This window comes from Azospirillum terrae, from assembly GCF_053470425.1.
The window spans coordinates 240190-256061 of the sequence record NZ_JBPXMR010000004.1; the positions used below are offsets into that span (position 1 = coordinate 240190).

Sequence of the window (15872 nt, forward strand, 5' to 3'; positions counted from 1 at the left end):
CGTCGCCGCCATCCGGGATCGCCGCCGGCCCTCAACGGGCCGGCGGCGAATTCGGTTCACGTCAGCCGGCGGTCGTCGCGGTGGCGACGTCCAGCTTCAGGCCCGGACCCATGGTCGAGGAGAGCGAGATCTTCTCGATGTAGGTGCCCTTGGCGCCGGCCGGCTTGGCGCGGCTGATAGCGTCGACGAAGGCGCGGACGTTCTCGATCAGCTCCTGCTCGCCGAAGCTGGCCTTGCCGACGCCGGCGTGCACGATGCCGGTCTTCTCGGCGCGGAACTCGACGGCGCCGGCCTTGGCGGCGCGGACGGCCTCGCCGACGTTCGGCGTCACCGTGCCCAGCTTCGGGTTCGGCATCAGGCCGCGCGGGCCGAGCACCTTACCGAGCTTGCCGACCACGCCCATCATGTCCGGGGTGGCGATGCAGCGGTCGAAGTTCATCTCGCCGGCCAGGATCTTCTCGGCCAGATCGTCGGCGCCGACGATGTCGGCACCGGCGGCCAGCGCCTCGTCGGCCTTGGCGCCGGCGCGAGCGAACACCGCCACGCGCACGGTCTTGCCGGTGCCGTTCGGCAGGTTCACGACGCCGCGGACCATCTGGTCGGCGTGGCGCGGATCGATGCCGAGGTTCATGGCGATCTCGACGGTCTCATCGAACTTGGCCTTGGCGTTCGCCTTGACCAGCTTGATGGCCTCATCGATGTTGTAGAACGCGTCGATGTTGACGGTCGCGTTGGCGGCCTTCAGACGCTTGCCGATCTTGGCCATGCTCAGCCCTCCACCACTTCGAGGCCCATCGAACGGGCGGAACCGGCGATCATGGTCGCCGCCTGATCGACGTCATGGGCGTTCAGATCGGCCATCTTCTTCTGGGCGATCTCGCGCACCTGGGACGTCGTGACCTTGCCGACGAAACCGCCCTTGCCCGGAGTCTGCGAGCCCTTATCGAGCCCGGCAGCCTTCTTCAGGAAGTAGCTGGCCGGCGGGGTCTTGGTGACGAAGGTGAACGTGCGGTCACCGAAGGCGGTGATGACCACCGGGATCGGCATGCCGACTTCGAGGTCCTGCGTCTTGGCGTTGAACGCCTTGCAGAACTCCATGATGTTCAGGCCGCGCTGACCGAGCGCCGGGCCGATGGGCGGCGACGGGTTGGCCTTGCCGGCCGGGACCTGCAACTTGATGTAACCAACGATCTTCTTTGCCATGTCACAACCTCCAAACGCGACGCCCCACTGCAATGCCAGGGTCAGCGCCGCCGGGTTCCCGTGGTCCGGCTATGGCGAGCCTCCCACGGATGAAAGCCGCCTCGGGGACTGCACGTCCCCGAGGCGGGCATCAGACCTTTTCGACCTGGGTGTATTCCAGCTCGACCGGGGTGGAGCGGCCGAAGATCGACACCGCCACCTTGAGGCGGGCCTTTTCTTCGTCGACTTCTTCCACCGTACCGTTGAACGAGGTGAACGGACCGTCGGAAACGCGGACCTGCTCGCCCACCTCGAAGGTGATCGAGGGTTTCGGACGCTCGATCCCCTCCTGCACCTGCTGGAGCAGCCGGTTGGCCTCACGGTCGCTGATCGGCTGCGGCTTGCCGCCACCGCCCAGGAAACCGGTGACCTTCGGCGTGTTCTTCACCAGATGCCAGCTCTCGTCCACGAGGTCCATCTTGACCAGGACGTAGCCGGGGAAAAACTTGTTTTCGACGTTGACCTTCGAGCCGCGGCGCACTTCGACGACCTGCTCGGTCGGCACCAGGATCTCCTCGAACTTGTCCTCCAGACCCTTCTGGGCGGCCTTTTCGCGGATCGACTGGGCGACCTTCTTCTCGAAGCCCGAATAAACGTGAACGACGTACCAGCGCATGGCCATTGGCGTCAGGCTCCCAGACCAAGCAGCAGCTTGACGGCGTGCGCCATCACCTGATCGACGATGAGGAAGAACAACGCGGCCACCACCACCATGACGAACACCATGGCCGTGGTCACGCCCGTCTCTTTGCGGGTCGGCCACGTCACCTTGGCGACTTCCTGGCGGACCTCACGAGCGAATTCTGCGGGTTTTACTTTTGCCATCGTGGGGTACGTGCCAGCTCCGGAGAGACCAAATTGTCAAAGATCGACGAGACGGGGCGGATGGCAGGAGTGGAGGGGCTCGAACCCCCAACCCCCGGTTTTGGAGACCGGTGCTCTACCAATTGAGCTACACTCCTAGCGCCGCCAGATCGGGGTTCCGAGAAACCCCGGCGTCACGGTGTTACCACCGCGTCGAACCTTTATTCAACTTGGACAAAAACATCCGCCGCCGGCGGTCAGCCGGCGGCGGAGGCAGGCTTATACCACTACTCGACGATCTTCGCAACAACGCCGGCGCCGACGGTGCGGCCGCCTTCACGAATGGCGAAGCGCAGGCCTTCGTCCATGGCGATCGGGGCGATCAGGTGCACCTCGATGGCGATGTTGTCGCCCGGCATCACCATCTCCGTGCCTTCCGGCAGCACCACCTGACCGGTCACGTCCGTCGTGCGGAAGTAGAACTGCGGGCGGTAGTTGGAGAAGAACGGCGTGTGACGGCCACCCTCTTCCTTGGTCAGGATGTAGGCTTCCGCCTTGAACTTGGTGTGCGGGGTGATCGAGCCCGGCTTGGCCAGAACCTGGCCGCGCTCGACGTCCTCGCGCTTGGTGCCGCGCAGCAGCGCGCCGATGTTGTCGCCGGCCTCGCCCTGATCGAGCAGCTTGCGGAACATCTCGACGCCGGTGACGGTGGTCTTCACCGTCGCCTTCAGGCCGACGATCTCGACTTCCTCACCGACCTTCACCACACCGCGCTCGACGCGGCCGGTCACCACGGTGCCGCGGCCCGAGATCGAGAACACGTCCTCGATCGGCATCAGGAACGGACGATCCTTCGGACGCTCCGGCTGCGGGATGTAGCGGTCGACCTCGGCCATCAGCTTCAGGATGGCGTCGCGGCCGATCTCCGGGTTGCGGTCCTCGAGCGCGCACAGCGCCGAGCCCTTGACGATCGGAATGTCGTCGCCGGGGAACTGGTAGGACGACAGCAGCTCGCGCACCTCGAGCTCGACCAGCTCCAGGAGCTCGGGGTCGTCGACCATGTCGACCTTGTTCATGAACACGCACAGCGCCGGCACGCCGACCTGACGGGCCAGCAGGATGTGCTCGCGCGTCTGCGGCATCGGGCCGTCGGCGGCCGAGACCACCAGGATGCCGCCGTCCATCTGCGCGGCGCCGGTGATCATGTTCTTGACGTAGTCGGCGTGGCCCGGGCAGTCGACGTGGGCGTAGTGCCGGTTCGTCGTCTCGTACTCGACGTGCGCCGTCGAGATGGTGATGCCGCGCGCCTTCTCTTCCGGCGCCTTGTCGATCTGGTCGTAGGCGGTGAACGTGGCACCGCCGGTCTCGGCCAGGATCTTGGTGATGGCCGCCGTCAGCGACGTCTTGCCGTGGTCGACGTGGCCGATCGTGCCGATGTTGCAGTGCGGCTTGTTACGTTCGAATTTCGCCTTCGCCATTGCCGTATCTTTCGTTCCAGCCGTTCCGGAGACACAGGTAAAGGGCCAGCCTGGTACGCTTTACGATCCGGAGGACGCGCGAGCTGGAGCGGGTGAAGGGAATCGAACCCTCGTCGTAAGCTTGGAAGGCTTCTGCTCTACCATTGAGCTACACCCGCCTTGCCGAAGCTCCGCTTTGCGCGACCACCCGGAAGCAACGCCCCCGGCATAGCCCTAGAATATATGGTGGAAGGGGTAGGATTCGAACCTACGTACGCTAACGCGGGCAGATTTACAGTCTGCTGCCTTTAACCACTCGGCCACCCTTCCGTAGAACCGCTCCGGGTTAACCCCGCCGCGGAGTTCGGCACTATGAGAATTTTTCGGGCCTTGTCAACCGGTCTGAAGACGCTTTTTGCGGAAATGTCTATATAGGTCCTCCGCGTCCTTCCCATGCCCTCCCGCCGAAACGTAAGACCACCGATGAACCGATCGAAGAAGCCTCCCGCTCCGCACGCCCGAAACGAGCGCCCGCAAGGCCGGCAGCCCTCCCAGGAGCGGCGCTCCGGCCAATCCGCGCCGGTGGAGAAGCCGAGCCGCGGCCAGGGCGGCGAACTGCTGTACGGGCTGCACGCGGTGGCCGCCGCCTGGACGAATCCGGACCGCACCTGCCGCCGCCTGCTGGTCACCGAGTCCGGCCGCGCCGCGCTCGCCGAGGCATTCACGCGGGCCAAGGCGGCTGGATTGCCGCGCCCGGCCCCGACTCCGGTGGAGCGGCCCGACCTCGACCGCCTGCTGCCGGCGGGGGCCGTGCACCAGGGCATGGTTCTGGACGCCGGCCCGCGGCCGGAGATGGCGCTTGAGGAGCTTTGCGAACTGGCCGGGTCCGATTCGAATGCGCTGGTGGTGGTGCTCGATCAGGTCACCGACCCGCACAATGTCGGCGCCATCCTGCGCTCGGCCTCGGCGTTCGGCGCCAAGGCGGTTCTGGTCACCGAACGCCACGCCCCGGAGGTGACCGGCGTGCTGGCCAAGAGCGCGTCGGGCGCACTCGAATCGGTGGCGCTGGTGCGGGTGACCAATCTGGTGCGGGCGCTGGGCGAGTTGCAGCAGGCCGGATTCTGGTGCGTCGGTCTGGCCGAATCGGGCCAACGCACGCTGGCGCAGCTCGACCTGACCGGCCGCACGGCCATCGTCCTCGGCGCGGAGGGCGCCGGGCTGCGCCGGCTGACCATGGAGCGCTGCGACGAGATCGTCCGCCTGCCGACCCAGGGGCCGGTCGGCAGCCTGAACGTGTCCAACGCGGCGGCGGTGGCGCTCTATGAAGTGGCGCGGCGGCGCGGATAGCTTGTCGTAAGCGATTCGCGGCGCTAGGTTAGGGCCGCCCGCCCCTTCGCGGGTTTGCCGGATTAGCTCAGCTGGTAGAGCAGCTGATTTGTAATCAGAAGGTCACGGGTTCGATTCCTGTATCCGGCACCAGTTTCTCCAGGGGCTTCCCGCGCGTGGTCGGGGTTGTCGATGGCCACCGAGTCGACTATCTTGAGGCTAGGCGGGCGGGTGCTCGTTACACCCGCCCGCCGGCCCGATCCTAGCGGTCCAGATGCTCCAGCACGAGCTTGAGCACCTGCAACAGCAGGATCAGGAGAGTGAGGATCTCTTTCATCCTCGTTCCCTCCTTGAGCGGCGGGGGTGGTGGCCGACCCACCACCCCGTCCGCGCCTCCCAGAAAAGCAGCTTGGCAGCGGGGCGGTAAGTGCCCCTTAATGCGGCGATTCCGCCCACCCCCAAGACCGCCTATACCATGACCGATCGCGAATTCACCCTGCTCCTCCTGAGCGGAGCCATCCTGGCGGTCGCGGTGGCGCTGCACCGGCAAGGCGCGCTGCGCACGACCGGGCTGATCGCCGTCGTCGCCGCCACCCTCGCCGCGGTGACGTTCCTGATCGTCACCTACTCCTGAGGCGGGAACCCGCCCCGAACGGCGCCGGTTGAGACGGGCAGACACGCTCGCAACCGGAGGCCCTTCCATGGCCGAGTACAAGCCGCGCGCCGATGACGGCGCGACTCCGAAGCCGACCATGGCCGCGCAGCATCTGCGCGCCGATATCGACCGCGGCCGCACCGGCGACAAGATCCCCGTCGACGACCCCGCCGCCGCCCCGCTTGGCACCGACGACGAGGCGGCCGGCACCCGCCCAGCCGAGTCGGCGCTGCCGCGCGCCGGGGAACGCCACCCGTCGCCGCCGCCCGGCCATGCCAAGGGCTATGAGAACGGCCCAGGGCGCGGGCTCGGGATCGCCGTCGCGTCCATGCTGGCGGTGATCCTCGTGGTGCTGGCCCTGGTGATGGTGGCCGGCTGAGCGCCGCCCCCGCTTCTACTCCGCCGCACCCGCCTGATGCCGTGGCGCGCCCAGCGATTCGCACCGCCTCGCCGCGGATTTCGAAGCCTCCGATGCCGTAGGGTAGCCGCTCGCAGGAACGAGGATGCGCGGACGAGGTTCCCTGCAATCAGTCCGGAAGCGGCCGCCAGACAAAGACCAAATGGCGAATTCTGGCGCCTATACGGATAGGGAAGCGCCTATGGTGGATAATCTCCGCTTGAGCCGGACACAAAATGAAACGGCGCGGCAGCCAGTGGCCACCGCGCCGTTTCCGTTGGAAGTGCTTAGAAATAGCGCTCGGGGATGCGCACCACGTCGTCCGGCAGCACCGGCGTGGTGACGGGCGCCTTGTAGACCTGCTTCTTCGGGTCGCTGCCGCGCGAGATGAGGATGTAGTCCTCCTTGGCGCGGTAGGTGAAGCCGCCGGCCATGGCGATGGCCGACAGCGCGGTCATGCCGTTGACGTAGGTGTACTGGCCGGGGTTGCGCACCTCGCCCAGGATGAAGAAGGGCCGGAAGTTCAACACCTCGACGCTGACCTTGGCGTCCTTGACGTAGCCGGCCTCCAGGCGCTTGGCGATGTCCTTCTCGACATCGCGCGTGGTCCTGTCCTTGGCGGCGACCTCGCCGATCAGCGGCAGCGCCACGCGGCCGGCGCCGTCCAGGCGGAACTCGCCGGACAGCTGGTCCTCGCCGAACACGATGACGCGCAACGCGTCACCGGCGCCCAGACGGTACTCGGCGGCCGTGGGCGCCATGCCCACCGGCTCGGGCGGCGCGTCCTGGCTGGCGCAGCCGGCGACGGCGAGACCGGCACCGACGGCGGCGAACCCGAGCGCGCGGAACATAGTGCGTCGATTCATCCCAAAACCTTCCCTGGCTCGTGAACCCGGACCTCATGAACCCGGAGCGTAGCAACTCGCCGCGGTTTGGGAAAAAGTGGAGTCGGAGTAACGCACCCGGACGAACACCGCCTCGCGCGAACGTCACAGCAGTCCTATGCCGGCACGAACGGCCGGGCCAAAAAGAAAGCGCCCGCCGAAAGGCGGGCGCTGAACGTCTGGTTCTTTGGAACCGGCGCTTACATCTGCGCGCCGACGCGCAGGAAGATCAGATTGTCCTTGTAGTCGAGGCCGGTCACGTTCGACTTGCGGGTCTCGTAGGTGTAGCCGCCGGTCAGGTAGAAGTTGCGGTTGATCAGGTAGGTGGCGCCGGCGCCGGCGGTGTAGACGTTGTCGGTCCGGTCGACGCCGTGGAAGTCGTCCTGACGCCACTGCAGGCGGGCGTTCAGCAGCAGGTTGCGCAGCAGTTCGTGGTCGACGCCCAACGCAGCGATGGTGCGGACGTAGCTCGACGCCAGACGGCCGCCCTGCGACAGGTCGCTCTCATTGACCGTGCGGCTGGCGCGGCCGGAGATGGTGGTGAGCTGCGTGACCGCCCAGTTGAGCTGGCCGCCGAGCGCCAAGCCGCCGAAATCCTCCAGGCGGGGATCGTTGTACGTCTTGGTCAGGTAGCCGGCGTACGCCTCGCCGGTGATCAGGCCGGTCAGGTCGAACGTCGAGCCGGCGACCAGTTCCCAGCCGTTGGCGTCACGGTTGCGGCCGGCGAAGTCGGCGGAGAGGCGGTAGTCGGTGCGCGTGTAGGTGCCCTGCACGAACGGCTGGACGCCGGTGCCGAGATCGTAGCCGACGCGCAGCGCGGTGCCGTACTCCCAACGGTCACGGTCGGCCAGCGAGGCCTTCGGCCCGCCGATGACGGCGACGTCGTTGTAGCTGTAATAGGCGGCGGTGGCGCTCAAGCGCGTGCGGATGCGGTTGAAGCCCTGGGAGAGCACCGCCTCGCCGCCGCTGACGTAGTAGGTGACCGGCTCGGCGTACGAGCCGATGCCGAACGTGCCCTGTCCCTGGGTGAAGACGTCCGGGTCCGAGCGGCCCTCGTGCAGGCGGCGGTGGAAGACATCGCCGCTGAGCTGGGTCTCGCGGGCGATGTCGTAGCGGCCGTTGGCGTCCAGGCGGTAGTCCTTGTAGTCTTCGCTGCTGTACCGGTGGTGCCAGCCCAAATCGCCGTCCGCGTGCAGGTTCAGCGCGTGATTGCTGAAGTCGGAGCGGATGTCCAGGCTGGGCCGGGTGACGAAGGTCCAGTCGCCCTTGGCGCGGTTCTCGGTCAGGAAGGTGTTGCTGTTGTAGGACTCGCCGGCCTCGATGCGCGGCAGGATGAGGAACGATCCGGCGCGCACGCCGAGCTGCTCGACTTCCGGGCGGCGGCGTTGCAGGACGGTTTCGCCGCGCTCCAGCTCCTGCGCCGAAGCCGGCATGCCGGACAGGGCGGTGGCCACGGTCGCAAGGGCGAGGATCGACAGGGACGTGTTCTTCATTTCGGGCACCGCGCTTGGGCTCTTCGGCCGTTATTTCTGTGTGCCCGCCGGCTCGGGAAACCGCGGACAGTCGCCGCAAAGTCAACTCATACCGTGGTGCCAAGGCAACAGTGAAGCCGCCGCGCCCCGGTTTTTGCTCGTCGCTGTGTTATCCGGGCCACAAGACTTGCGTGTTACGCGCAGGATCGGCGGCCACTTCAGGATGCTTCATAACGAAAGTCATACGCCTGCCGCCTGCTTGCCCGGCCGGCGCCCGCCCGCGCCGCGAGACTCCTGGTGGCCCGGCCGCTTTCGGTACGCCGGAAGGGGCGTTGCGCTTGCCCGGCGCGGAACTGTTCTCAACGCGCACCCCCGCGCCGGAGACCCGCCATGGCGAACGCCCCGAACACGCCCCCCGAGCTGCCCAAGTCACCCAAGCGCCCCGCCGACCAAACAAGCCCGCCCTATACCCCCGGCGGCGTGCCAGCGCCCGAGGGCGACCTGCCCGCCTCGCCGGCCGAACGCACGCCACCGCCCGATACCTATCCGCCCAAACAGAAGCCCTGACCGGTGGGCGTGCCGGAAGGTGCCGCTTCTGCATTCCCGGGTATGTCGTATTTGAGCCATGTTTCGCTCAACTGTGTCCCTATGACGCACGGTGTTTTCGTTGCGGTGCACACCGCCCTCCCATAAACTTCCGTCATAGACCTACAACCTTCGTGATAATCGAACGGAGCGGGTCTGACAGACGGGGGAATGATATGCGCTCGAGTGCACTGAAGATTCCGTTCGAGGCCGAGGTTCCGGCTGCGGGCGAATACGCTCTGGCCGAACAGATCAACCACCGTCTGCGGCGCGCTCATCAGCGTGCCAGCGCCATCTTCCTGGAGACGATCGCCGACCTCCAGCTCACCCCCACGCAGTGGGCGGCGCTGGTGACGCTGAACGCCGAAGGCGCGCTGTCGCAGAACCAGCTCGGCCGCCTGACCTGCATGGACCCGGCGACGACACAGGGCGTGATCCTCCGTCTCGTCGACCGCAATCTGGTCGAGCGCCACCCCGACCCGCACGACCGCCGCCGCACCAGCGTGCGCCTGACCGGCCCCGGCCAGTCCCTGGTGACGGCCCTGCTGCCGAGGGCGCAGGAAGCCCACGCCCGCACCCTGGCGCCGCTGAGCGCCGAGGAACAGGCGACGTTCCTCACCCTTCTCGGGCGGCTGATGTAGGGGAATCATCGGGTCCGCGCTGCGGAAACCGTGACATTTCGCGGTGGTTTGGTATGAACGCGGGGGTCCTTCGGGCTCCCTCGGTCCTCCATGCACGACGCAGGACACCATGAACCGCCGCCACATCGTCCGCCTGCCCCTCCGCCTGCTCGGCGCCGCCACCGCGGCGTGGCTCGCTGTCCCCGCCCTCGCCTCCGCGCAGGGGCTGCCGCCGATCAAGGTTGGTGAAGTCAACAGCTACACCGGCCTGCCGGCCTTCACGATCCCCTACCGCAACGGCTGGCAGTTGGCGGTCGAGGAAGTCAACGCCGCGGGCGGCCTGCTCGGCGGCCGCAAGCTGGAGGTCGTCTCGCGCGACGACGCCGGCAAGCCGGACGACGCCGTGCGCGTCGCCGGTGAGCTGGTCGCCAATGAGAAGGTGGACCTGCTGGCGGGCACCTACTTCTCCAACGTCGGGCTGGCGGTGGCGGACTTCGCGGCGCGCGAGAAGGTGGTCTTCGTGGCGTCGGAGCCGTTGAGCGACGCCGTCACCTGGCAGAAGGGCAACCGCTACACGTGGCGCCTGCGGCCCAGCACCTACATGCAGGCCGCCATGCTGGTGGAGGAAGCGGCCAAGCTGCCCGCCAAGCGCTGGGCCACCGTGGCGCCCAACTACGAGTACGGCCAGTCGGCGGTGAAGTGGTTCAAGGAACTGCTGAAGGAAAAGCGCCCGGACGTCGAGTTCGTCGCCGAGCAGTGGCCCGCCCAGGGCAAGCTGGAGGCCGGGCCGACGGTGCAGGCGCTGGCCGCGAGCAACCCGGATGCGATCTTCAACGTCACCTTCGGGGCGGATCTCGCCAAGTTCGTGCGCGAGGGCGACAACCGCGGCCTGTTCGCCAAGCGCAGCGTGGTCAGCCTGCTGAGCGGCGAGCCCGAGTACCTGGAGCCGATGAAGGACGAGGCGCCCAAGGGCTGGATCGTCACCGGCTACCCCTGGGATCAGGTCAGGACGCCGGAGAACACGGCCTTCGTCGAGGCCTACCGCAAGCGCTTCAACGAGCCGCCGCGCATGGGTTCGGTGGTCGGCTACGCGACGTTCAAGGCGATTGCCGCCGCCGTCGCCAAGGCCGGCTCCACCGAACCCGAAAAGCTGCTCGCCGCGCTGGCCGGCCTGACGAGCGACAGCCCGTTCGGCCCGGTGACCTTCCGCGCCATCGACCACCAATCGACCATGGGCGCCTTCGTCGGCCGCACCGACGTGAAGGACGGCAAGCCGACCATGGTCGACTGGCGCTACGCCAACGGCGCCGCGTACCTGCCGCCGGACGACGTGGTCCGCACGCTGCGGCCTGCGGAATGACAAATCCCCTCCCCCGCCCCGGGGGAGGGTTAGGGTGGGGGTAAAGCCAAGGATCCTTGAAGGTACCCTCACCCGGCCGCTTCGCGGCCACCCTCTCCCGGGACGGGAGAGGGTTCTTCGCGCGGATTGAGCCGATGGACTTCTACCTCGTCCAGTTCCTGAGCGGTCTGGCGCAGGCGGCGACGCTGTTCCTGGTGGCGTCCGGCCTGTCGATCATCTTCGGCGTCACGCGAATCGTGAACTTCGCGCACGGCTCCTTCTACATGCTCGGCGCCTACCTCGCCTGGACCTTCGTCGAGCGCTGGGGCTCCACCGCGGAAGGCTTCTGGGGCGGCGTGCTGCTGGCGGCGCTGATCGTCGGCGCGCTGGGCGCCATGATGGAAGTGCTGCTGCTGCGCCGGCTCTACCGTTCGCCGGAGCTGTTCCAGCTGCTCGCCACCTTCGGCGTGGTGCTGGTGGTGCAGGACGCCGCCTTCGCCGTCTGGGGGCCGGAGGATCTGCTGGGCCGCCGGGCGCCGCTGCTGAAAGGCACGGTGGACATCGTCGGCCGCCCCTTCCCGCTGTACGATCTGGCGCTGATCGCGCTCGTCCCCATCGTGCTGGGCCTGTTGTGGCTGCTGTTCACCCGCACGCGCTGGGGCACGCTGGTGCGCGCCGCGACGCAGGACCGCGAGATGACCGCCGCGCTCGGCGTCGATCAGGCCAAGCTGTTCACCGGCGTGCTGTTCCTCGGCTCGGCGCTGGCCGGGCTGGGCGGGGCGTTGCAGGTGCCGCGCGAGGCGGTGACCCTGCACATGGACATGGCCATCGTCGTCGAGGCGTTCGTCGTCGTCGTGGTCGGCGGCATGGGCAGCCTGCCCGGCGCCTTCGTGGCGTCGCTGCTGATCGGCCAGTTGCAGGCGTTCGGCATCCTGGTGTTCCCGCAGATCACGCTGGTGCTGGTGTTCCTGTTCATGGCGCTGGTGCTGGTGCTGCGCCCCTACGGCCTGCTCGGCAAGGCGGAGGAGGCGCCGCCCGGCGCCGCGTCCGGCGGACCGCCCTTCGCCCCCGGCGGGCGCGGCGTGGCGCTGGCGGCCCTGGCGGCGCTCGCCCTGCTGGCCGCGGTGCCGCTGGTGGCCGGCGAGTACGCGCTGATCGTGCTGACCGAAGTGGTGATCCTGGCGCTGGTGGCCGCCAGCCTGCACCTGCTGGTGGGCTTCGGCGGGCTGGTGTCGTTCGGCCACGCGGCGTATTTCGGCCTGGGCGCCTATGGGGCGGCGCTGCTGGTCAAGCATCTGGCTGCGCCTATGCCGCTGGCGCTGCTCGGCGCGCCGGTGCTGGCCGGGGTGGGCGCATCGATCGCCGGGTGGTTCTGCGTGCGGCGGTCGGGGCTGTATTTCGCCATGCTGACGCTGGCCTTCGCGCAGATCGCGTGGTCGGTCGCCTTCCAATGGTACGGCTTCACCGGCGGCGACAACGGCATCCTCGGCGTCTGGCCGCCGGGCTGGGCCGCCGGCAAAGCCACCTTCTACGAGCTGACGCTGATCCTGGTCGCCGCGGCCCTGTGGGGGCTGCGCCGCGCCGCCTTCGCGCCGTTCGGCTACACGCTGCGCGCCGGCCGCGATTCAGCCCTGCGCGCCGAGGCGGTGGGCATCGACGTGCGGCGTCACCAGTGGCTCGGCTTCGGGCTGTCGGGCACCGCGGCGGGGCTGGCCGGCGGGCTGTACGCCTTCGCCAAGGGCAGCGTCTTCCCCACCCTGCTCTCCGTGCCGCAGTCGGTGGACGCGCTGGTCATGGTGCTGATGGGCGGCATCCAGACCGTCGCCGGCCCGGTGGTGGGGGCGGCGGTCTTCCGCATCCTGCAAACCGAAGTCATGCGCGCCACCGATTACTGGCGCGGCATCCTCGGCCTGATCATCGTGGCGCTGGTGCTGCTGTTCCCGCAGGGCATCGTTGGCTTCGCGCGCCGCCTGTGGACCCGCCGGGAGGAGGCATCATGAGCCGCCTCATCGTCGAGAACCTCGCCCGCTCCTTCGGCGGCGTGCACGCGGTGCGCGGCGTGTCGTTCCGGCTGGAGGCGGGGGAACTGCTGGCGCTGATCGGCCCGAACGGCGCCGGCAAGACCACCTGCTTCAACCTGCTGAACGGCCAGCTCCGCCCCGATGGCGGCAGCATCCGCCTGGACGGCGCCGAGCTGGTCGGCAAGGCGCCGCGCCGCATCTGGCGCCTGGGGGTGGGCCGCACCTTCCAGATCACCGCCACCTTCGCCTCGATGACCGTGCGCGAGAACGTGCAGATGGTGCTGCTGTCGCGGCGCCGCCGGCTGCTCGGCCTGTGGACCCCGGCGGCGCGGCTGTTCCGCGACGAGGCGCAGGGCATCCTGGAGCGCGTCGGCATGGGCAGCCAAGCCGAGCGCCCGTGCGGCGTGCTGGCCTACGGCGACCTCAAGCGCGTCGAACTCGCCATGGCGATCGCCAGCGCACCCAAACTCCTCCTGATGGACGAGCCCACCGCCGGCATGGCCCCGGCCGAGCGGCAGGAACTGATGGCGCTCACCGACTCGCTGGCGCACGAGCAGGGCATGGCGGTGCTGTTCACCGAGCACGACATGGACGTGGTGTTCGGCCACGCCGACCGGGTGATCGTGCTCGACCGCGGCCAACTCATCGCCGAAGGCACGCCCGAAGCGGTGCGCGCCGACCCGCGGGTGCAGGCCGTCTATCTCGGGAGCCCGGCATGAGCCTGCTGACCGTCGCGGACCTGCACGCGTGGTACGGCCGCGCGCACATCCTCCAGGGCGTCGACCTGGCCGTCGAGCGTGGCGAGGTGGTGGCGCTGATGGGCCGCAACGGCGCCGGCAAATCCACCACCATGAAGGCGATCATGGGCCTGCTGCCCGAGCGCCGCGGTCGGGTGCTGTTCGACGGAAAGGACATCGCCGCCCTGCCGCCGCACCGCGTGGCGCGGCTGGGCATGGGCTACGTGCCGGAGGACCGCCGCGTCTTCGCCGAGCTGACCGTGCGCGAAAACCTGGAGGTCGGCCGCCAGCCGCCCCGCGCGGGCGCCCCGGCCTGGACGCCCGAGCGCCTGTACACGCTGTTCCCCAATCTCGCCGAGATGAAGGACCGCCGCGGAGCCCGCATGAGCGGCGGCGAGCAACAGATGCTGACCCTGGCCCGCACGCTGATGGGCAACCCGTCGCTGCTGCTGCTCGACGAGCCGTCCGAGGGCCTGGCGCCGCGCATCGTCCAGCAGATGGCCGAGGCGGTGCGCACGCTGAAGGCCGAGGGTCTGTCGGTCCTGCTGTCCGAGCAGAACTTGAGCTTCGCCGCGGCGGTGGCCGACCGCGCCCTGGTCATCGAAAAGGGCCGCATCCGCTGGGACGGCGCCATGGGCGCCCTGCTGGACGACGAGGACGCGCGGCGAGCGTATCTGGCCGTATAAGAGAAAGCGCTGTTTCTTGTTGTATGTTGTCGCAGCCCGTCGCATACGCTAGAGCTGTTCCAAAGGGAAAACCCGAACCGCGTTCGGGTCGATGAGCACTCTTGATACGGAAAGGGGGCGGGCTCATGGACGGACACCATGGATGCCCCCTCAGGACCGGACCAAGGTCCTGTGACGCCTGCCCCGTGAAGGGCGTCCCCTACTGCGATTTCTACAAGGTGCCGCTGGTCGGGTATCTGAGCGCCTTGGCGCTGGTGCTGACCCTGGTGGCCGTGGCGTTCGTCTCACTCCACCTCTACTTCCCCGCCCACCGCTAGTCCGCGGCGATCACGCCAGCAGGTCGAGGATCTGCTTGTCCGTCTCGTTCGTCATCTTCAGCACGGCGGCGCTGACCTGGAACTGCACCTTGGCGGCAAGGATATCCACGACCACCGCGGGCTCCAGTTCGCCCTCGGCGATGCGCTGGCTGCCCTCGGCGATGCGCGCCTGGGCGCCGCTCAGGCCGTCGAACGCGCTGAGCGCGGCGGACGGCGTCCGGCCGATCTCCATGACAGGGCTCCCGCTCTCGGAAAAAACCTCGACACCCATGCTGCGCCCGCAGCGTTAACGCCCGGCTAATTCCGCCGCCAGCCGCTCCAGGAACAGCCGGACCTCCGTAGGGTCGCGCAGGCTCCAGCCGGCGGCGGTCTCGGCCGGCGGGTCCATGACGCGGATGCCCAGGCCGCGCCCGCCCAGCGCGCGGAAGGCGTCCTCGTCGGTCTCGTCGTCGCCGATGTAGACCGGCACCGCGTCCGCCAGCCCCAGCGCGTCGAGCAACGCCAGCACCGCGCGGCCCTTGTCCCACGGCAGGTCGGGGCGCAGTTCCAGGATTTCCTTGCCGCCGGTGACGCGCAGTTCCGGTTCGCCGCCGGCCACGGCCTGCACCGCTTCGGCCACGCCCGGCTTGGCGGCGGGCGCGACGCGGCGCGTGTGCACGGCGATGGCGAAGCGCTTGCGCTCGACCAGCACCCCCGGCACGCCGGCCAGCCGGCGGCGCAGCGCCGCATCGGCGCGCTCCAGCGCCGGGGCGTACTCCAGCCCGATCTGCGTGCGCAGGTGCGGCCCGCGGATGTCGAAGCCGTGGCTGCCGGCGTAGACCAGCTCCTCCAGCCCGACCAGCCGCGCCACGTCGTCGAGGTCGCGCCCGCTCACCACCGCCACCGGGCACAGCGCCGCCAGCCGCGCGACGGCGGCACGGGTCGCCTCGTCCAGCACCGCCAATTCGGGGCGGTCGGCAATGGGCGTCAGGGTGCCGTCGTAATCCAGGAACAGCGCCGGCCGCCGGCCGCCCAGCGCGTCCAGGAACGCGGCAAAGTCACGCCCGGCCGAGGGAGAATGGTTCGGCCTTGCCTCAGCCATGCGGAAACCTCCGTGACGTCGGGATTTGAAGGCCAACACGCCGGTGCGTAATTTTGTTGCGGCGCAAAAGCATGCCTCACGCCTTGATTGTGGCGTTGCAGCAACACAATGCCCCAAAAAGCGACAGCCCCGCGATGGGGGCTGTGCTTCGGTGTTGCCACACCAGCGTTTCCTGCTATTTTGTGCAGCGCAGCAAGCGATTGCTGCTTCGCCCTTCTTGGGCGTTTCCTCCCTAAACTCAGGCCGCTG

General features: G+C 68.5%; 19 protein-coding genes and 4 tRNA genes. 11 read left to right on the forward strand and 12 right to left on the reverse strand.

Annotated features, from left to right (window positions below; genetic code table 11):
- Positions 1–61: 61 nt before the first annotated feature.
- The 8 genes from rplA to ACSVDD_RS13640 form a co-directional block, all read right to left on the reverse strand.
- Positions 62–766 (reverse strand): 50S ribosomal protein L1, encoded by a 705-nt coding sequence (gene rplA / locus ACSVDD_RS13605; RefSeq protein WP_448189899.1) that lies wholly within the window; start codon positions 764–766, stop codon positions 62–64.
- Between the two features lie 2 nt (positions 767–768).
- Positions 769–1203, reverse strand: a complete 435-nt coding sequence (gene rplK, locus ACSVDD_RS13610) for a 50S ribosomal protein L11 (protein WP_448189900.1) — start codon at positions 1201–1203, stop codon at positions 769–771.
- A 130-nt stretch (positions 1204–1333) separates the two neighbouring features.
- Complete coding sequence (gene nusG / locus ACSVDD_RS13615; protein ID WP_448189901.1) at positions 1334–1864, reverse strand: transcription termination/antitermination protein NusG; 531 nt, start codon at positions 1862–1864, stop codon at positions 1334–1336.
- 5 nt (positions 1865–1869) lie between these two features.
- Positions 1870–2067, reverse strand: a complete 198-nt coding sequence (gene secE / locus ACSVDD_RS13620) for a preprotein translocase subunit SecE (RefSeq protein WP_448189902.1) — start codon at positions 2065–2067, stop codon at positions 1870–1872.
- Positions 2068–2128: 61 nt separating this feature from the next.
- A tRNA-Trp gene (locus ACSVDD_RS13625) sits at positions 2129–2204 on the reverse strand.
- Between the two features lie 129 nt (positions 2205–2333).
- The gene (tuf, locus tag ACSVDD_RS13630) at positions 2334–3524 is read right to left on the reverse strand and encodes an elongation factor Tu (protein WP_448189892.1); all 1191 of its coding nucleotides are present in this window, start codon (positions 3522–3524) and stop codon (positions 2334–2336) included.
- An 84-nt stretch (positions 3525–3608) separates the two neighbouring features.
- A tRNA-Gly gene (locus ACSVDD_RS13635) sits at positions 3609–3682 on the reverse strand.
- Between the two features lie 65 nt (positions 3683–3747).
- Positions 3748–3833 (reverse strand) — tRNA-Tyr (locus tag ACSVDD_RS13640).
- 153 nt (positions 3834–3986) lie between these two features.
- On the opposite strand from ACSVDD_RS13640, the gene rlmB reads away from it, so the two are divergent.
- The 4 genes from rlmB (at position 3987) to ACSVDD_RS13660 (ending at position 5863) form a co-directional block, all read left to right on the forward strand.
- Entirely contained in the window at positions 3987–4850 is an 864-nt protein-coding gene (gene rlmB, locus ACSVDD_RS13645) for a 23S rRNA (guanosine(2251)-2'-O)-methyltransferase RlmB (protein ID WP_448189903.1), read from the forward strand.
- 56 nt (positions 4851–4906) lie between these two features.
- A tRNA-Thr gene (locus ACSVDD_RS13650) sits at positions 4907–4982 on the forward strand.
- Between the two features lie 322 nt (positions 4983–5304).
- Entirely contained in the window at positions 5305–5463 is a 159-nt protein-coding gene (locus tag ACSVDD_RS13655) for a hypothetical protein (RefSeq protein WP_448189904.1), read from the forward strand.
- Positions 5464–5530: 67 nt separating this feature from the next.
- Entirely contained in the window at positions 5531–5863 is a 333-nt protein-coding gene (locus ACSVDD_RS13660) for a hypothetical protein (protein ID WP_448189905.1), read from the forward strand.
- A 305-nt stretch (positions 5864–6168) separates the two neighbouring features.
- On the opposite strand, the gene ACSVDD_RS13665 is transcribed toward ACSVDD_RS13660, so the two are convergent.
- Together ACSVDD_RS13665 and ACSVDD_RS13670 are read right to left on the reverse strand one after the other, a co-directional pair.
- Positions 6169–6747: a polysaccharide biosynthesis/export family protein gene (locus ACSVDD_RS13665; RefSeq protein WP_448189906.1), complete on the reverse strand. Its 579-nt coding sequence runs from the start codon at positions 6745–6747 to the stop codon at positions 6169–6171.
- Positions 6748–6965: 218 nt separating this feature from the next.
- Positions 6966–8258, reverse strand: a complete 1293-nt coding sequence (locus ACSVDD_RS13670; RefSeq protein ID WP_448189907.1) for an outer membrane beta-barrel protein — start codon at positions 8256–8258, stop codon at positions 6966–6968.
- A gap of 369 nt (positions 8259–8627) precedes the next feature.
- Here ACSVDD_RS13670 and ACSVDD_RS13675 point away from each other — a divergent pair, with 369 nt between their 5' ends.
- The 7 genes from ACSVDD_RS13675 (at position 8628) to ACSVDD_RS13705 (ending at position 14542) form a co-directional block, all read left to right on the forward strand.
- Positions 8628–8804, forward strand: a complete 177-nt coding sequence (locus ACSVDD_RS13675) for a hypothetical protein (protein ID WP_448189908.1) — start codon at positions 8628–8630, stop codon at positions 8802–8804.
- A 194-nt stretch (positions 8805–8998) separates the two neighbouring features.
- Positions 8999–9463, forward strand: coding sequence for a MarR family winged helix-turn-helix transcriptional regulator (locus ACSVDD_RS13680; RefSeq protein ID WP_448189909.1), 465 nt, complete (start codon positions 8999–9001; stop codon positions 9461–9463).
- A 109-nt stretch (positions 9464–9572) separates the two neighbouring features.
- The gene (locus ACSVDD_RS13685; protein WP_448189910.1) at positions 9573–10802 is read left to right on the forward strand and encodes an ABC transporter substrate-binding protein; all 1230 of its coding nucleotides are present in this window, start codon (positions 9573–9575) and stop codon (positions 10800–10802) included.
- A gap of 134 nt (positions 10803–10936) precedes the next feature.
- Entirely contained in the window at positions 10937–12781 is a 1845-nt protein-coding gene (locus tag ACSVDD_RS13690) for an ABC transporter permease (protein ID WP_448189911.1), read from the forward strand.
- The gene (locus ACSVDD_RS13695) at positions 12778–13521 is read left to right on the forward strand and encodes an ABC transporter ATP-binding protein (protein ID WP_448189912.1); all 744 of its coding nucleotides are present in this window, start codon (positions 12778–12780) and stop codon (positions 13519–13521) included. Before ACSVDD_RS13690 ends, ACSVDD_RS13695 begins: the two co-directional genes overlap by 4 nt.
- Complete coding sequence (locus ACSVDD_RS13700; RefSeq protein ID WP_448189913.1) at positions 13518–14225, forward strand: ABC transporter ATP-binding protein; 708 nt, start codon at positions 13518–13520, stop codon at positions 14223–14225. Before ACSVDD_RS13695 ends, ACSVDD_RS13700 begins: the two co-directional genes overlap by 4 nt.
- A gap of 185 nt (positions 14226–14410) precedes the next feature.
- The gene (locus ACSVDD_RS13705) at positions 14411–14542 is read left to right on the forward strand and encodes a hypothetical protein (protein ID WP_448189914.1); all 132 of its coding nucleotides are present in this window, start codon (positions 14411–14413) and stop codon (positions 14540–14542) included.
- Positions 14543–14552: 10 nt separating this feature from the next.
- Here ACSVDD_RS13705 and ACSVDD_RS13710 read toward each other — a convergent pair whose 3' ends face one another.
- Both ACSVDD_RS13710 and otsB read right to left on the reverse strand, forming a co-directional pair.
- On the reverse strand, positions 14553–14774 hold the full coding sequence (locus tag ACSVDD_RS13710) for a hypothetical protein (protein ID WP_448189915.1): 222 nt from the start codon (positions 14772–14774) through the stop codon (positions 14553–14555).
- A 54-nt stretch (positions 14775–14828) separates the two neighbouring features.
- Complete coding sequence (gene otsB / locus ACSVDD_RS13715) at positions 14829–15623, reverse strand: trehalose-phosphatase (protein WP_448189916.1); 795 nt, start codon at positions 15621–15623, stop codon at positions 14829–14831.
- Positions 15624–15872: the final 249 nt, after the last annotated feature.

Excerpts from the sequence above, each read along its gene's own strand:
- rplA (WP_448189899.1), bottom strand. The coding sequence starts at position 766 with ATGGCCAAGATCGGCAAGCGTCTGAAGGCCGCCAACGCGACCGTCAAC.
- ACSVDD_RS13710 (WP_448189915.1), bottom strand. The coding sequence starts at position 14,774 with ATGGAGATCGGCCGGACGCCGTCCGCCGCGCTCAGCGCGTTCGACGGC.
- nusG (WP_448189901.1), bottom strand. The coding sequence starts at position 1,864 with ATGGCCATGCGCTGGTACGTCGTTCACGTTTATTCGGGCTTCGAGAAG.
- ACSVDD_RS13690 (WP_448189911.1), top strand. The coding sequence starts at position 10,937 with ATGGACTTCTACCTCGTCCAGTTCCTGAGCGGTCTGGCGCAGGCGGCG.
- ACSVDD_RS13685 (WP_448189910.1), top strand. The coding sequence starts at position 9,573 with ATGAACCGCCGCCACATCGTCCGCCTGCCCCTCCGCCTGCTCGGCGCC.
- ACSVDD_RS13675 (WP_448189908.1), top strand. The coding sequence starts at position 8,628 with ATGGCGAACGCCCCGAACACGCCCCCCGAGCTGCCCAAGTCACCCAAG.
- ACSVDD_RS13655 (WP_448189904.1), top strand. The coding sequence starts at position 5,305 with ATGACCGATCGCGAATTCACCCTGCTCCTCCTGAGCGGAGCCATCCTG.
- ACSVDD_RS13680 (WP_448189909.1), top strand. The coding sequence starts at position 8,999 with ATGCGCTCGAGTGCACTGAAGATTCCGTTCGAGGCCGAGGTTCCGGCT.
- secE (WP_448189902.1), bottom strand. The coding sequence starts at position 2,067 with ATGGCAAAAGTAAAACCCGCAGAATTCGCTCGTGAGGTCCGCCAGGAA.
- rplK (WP_448189900.1), bottom strand. The coding sequence starts at position 1,203 with ATGGCAAAGAAGATCGTTGGTTACATCAAGTTGCAGGTCCCGGCCGGC.
- ACSVDD_RS13695 (WP_448189912.1), top strand. The coding sequence starts at position 12,778 with ATGAGCCGCCTCATCGTCGAGAACCTCGCCCGCTCCTTCGGCGGCGTG.
- ACSVDD_RS13665 (WP_448189906.1), bottom strand. The coding sequence starts at position 6,747 with ATGAATCGACGCACTATGTTCCGCGCGCTCGGGTTCGCCGCCGTCGGT.
- ACSVDD_RS13670 (WP_448189907.1), bottom strand. The coding sequence starts at position 8,258 with ATGAAGAACACGTCCCTGTCGATCCTCGCCCTTGCGACCGTGGCCACC.
- ACSVDD_RS13660 (WP_448189905.1), top strand. The coding sequence starts at position 5,531 with ATGGCCGAGTACAAGCCGCGCGCCGATGACGGCGCGACTCCGAAGCCG.
- rlmB (WP_448189903.1), top strand. The coding sequence starts at position 3,987 with ATGAACCGATCGAAGAAGCCTCCCGCTCCGCACGCCCGAAACGAGCGC.
- ACSVDD_RS13700 (WP_448189913.1), top strand. The coding sequence starts at position 13,518 with ATGAGCCTGCTGACCGTCGCGGACCTGCACGCGTGGTACGGCCGCGCG.
- otsB (WP_448189916.1), bottom strand. The coding sequence starts at position 15,623 with ATGGCTGAGGCAAGGCCGAACCATTCTCCCTCGGCCGGGCGTGACTTT.
- tuf (WP_448189892.1), bottom strand. The coding sequence starts at position 3,524 with ATGGCGAAGGCGAAATTCGAACGTAACAAGCCGCACTGCAACATCGGC.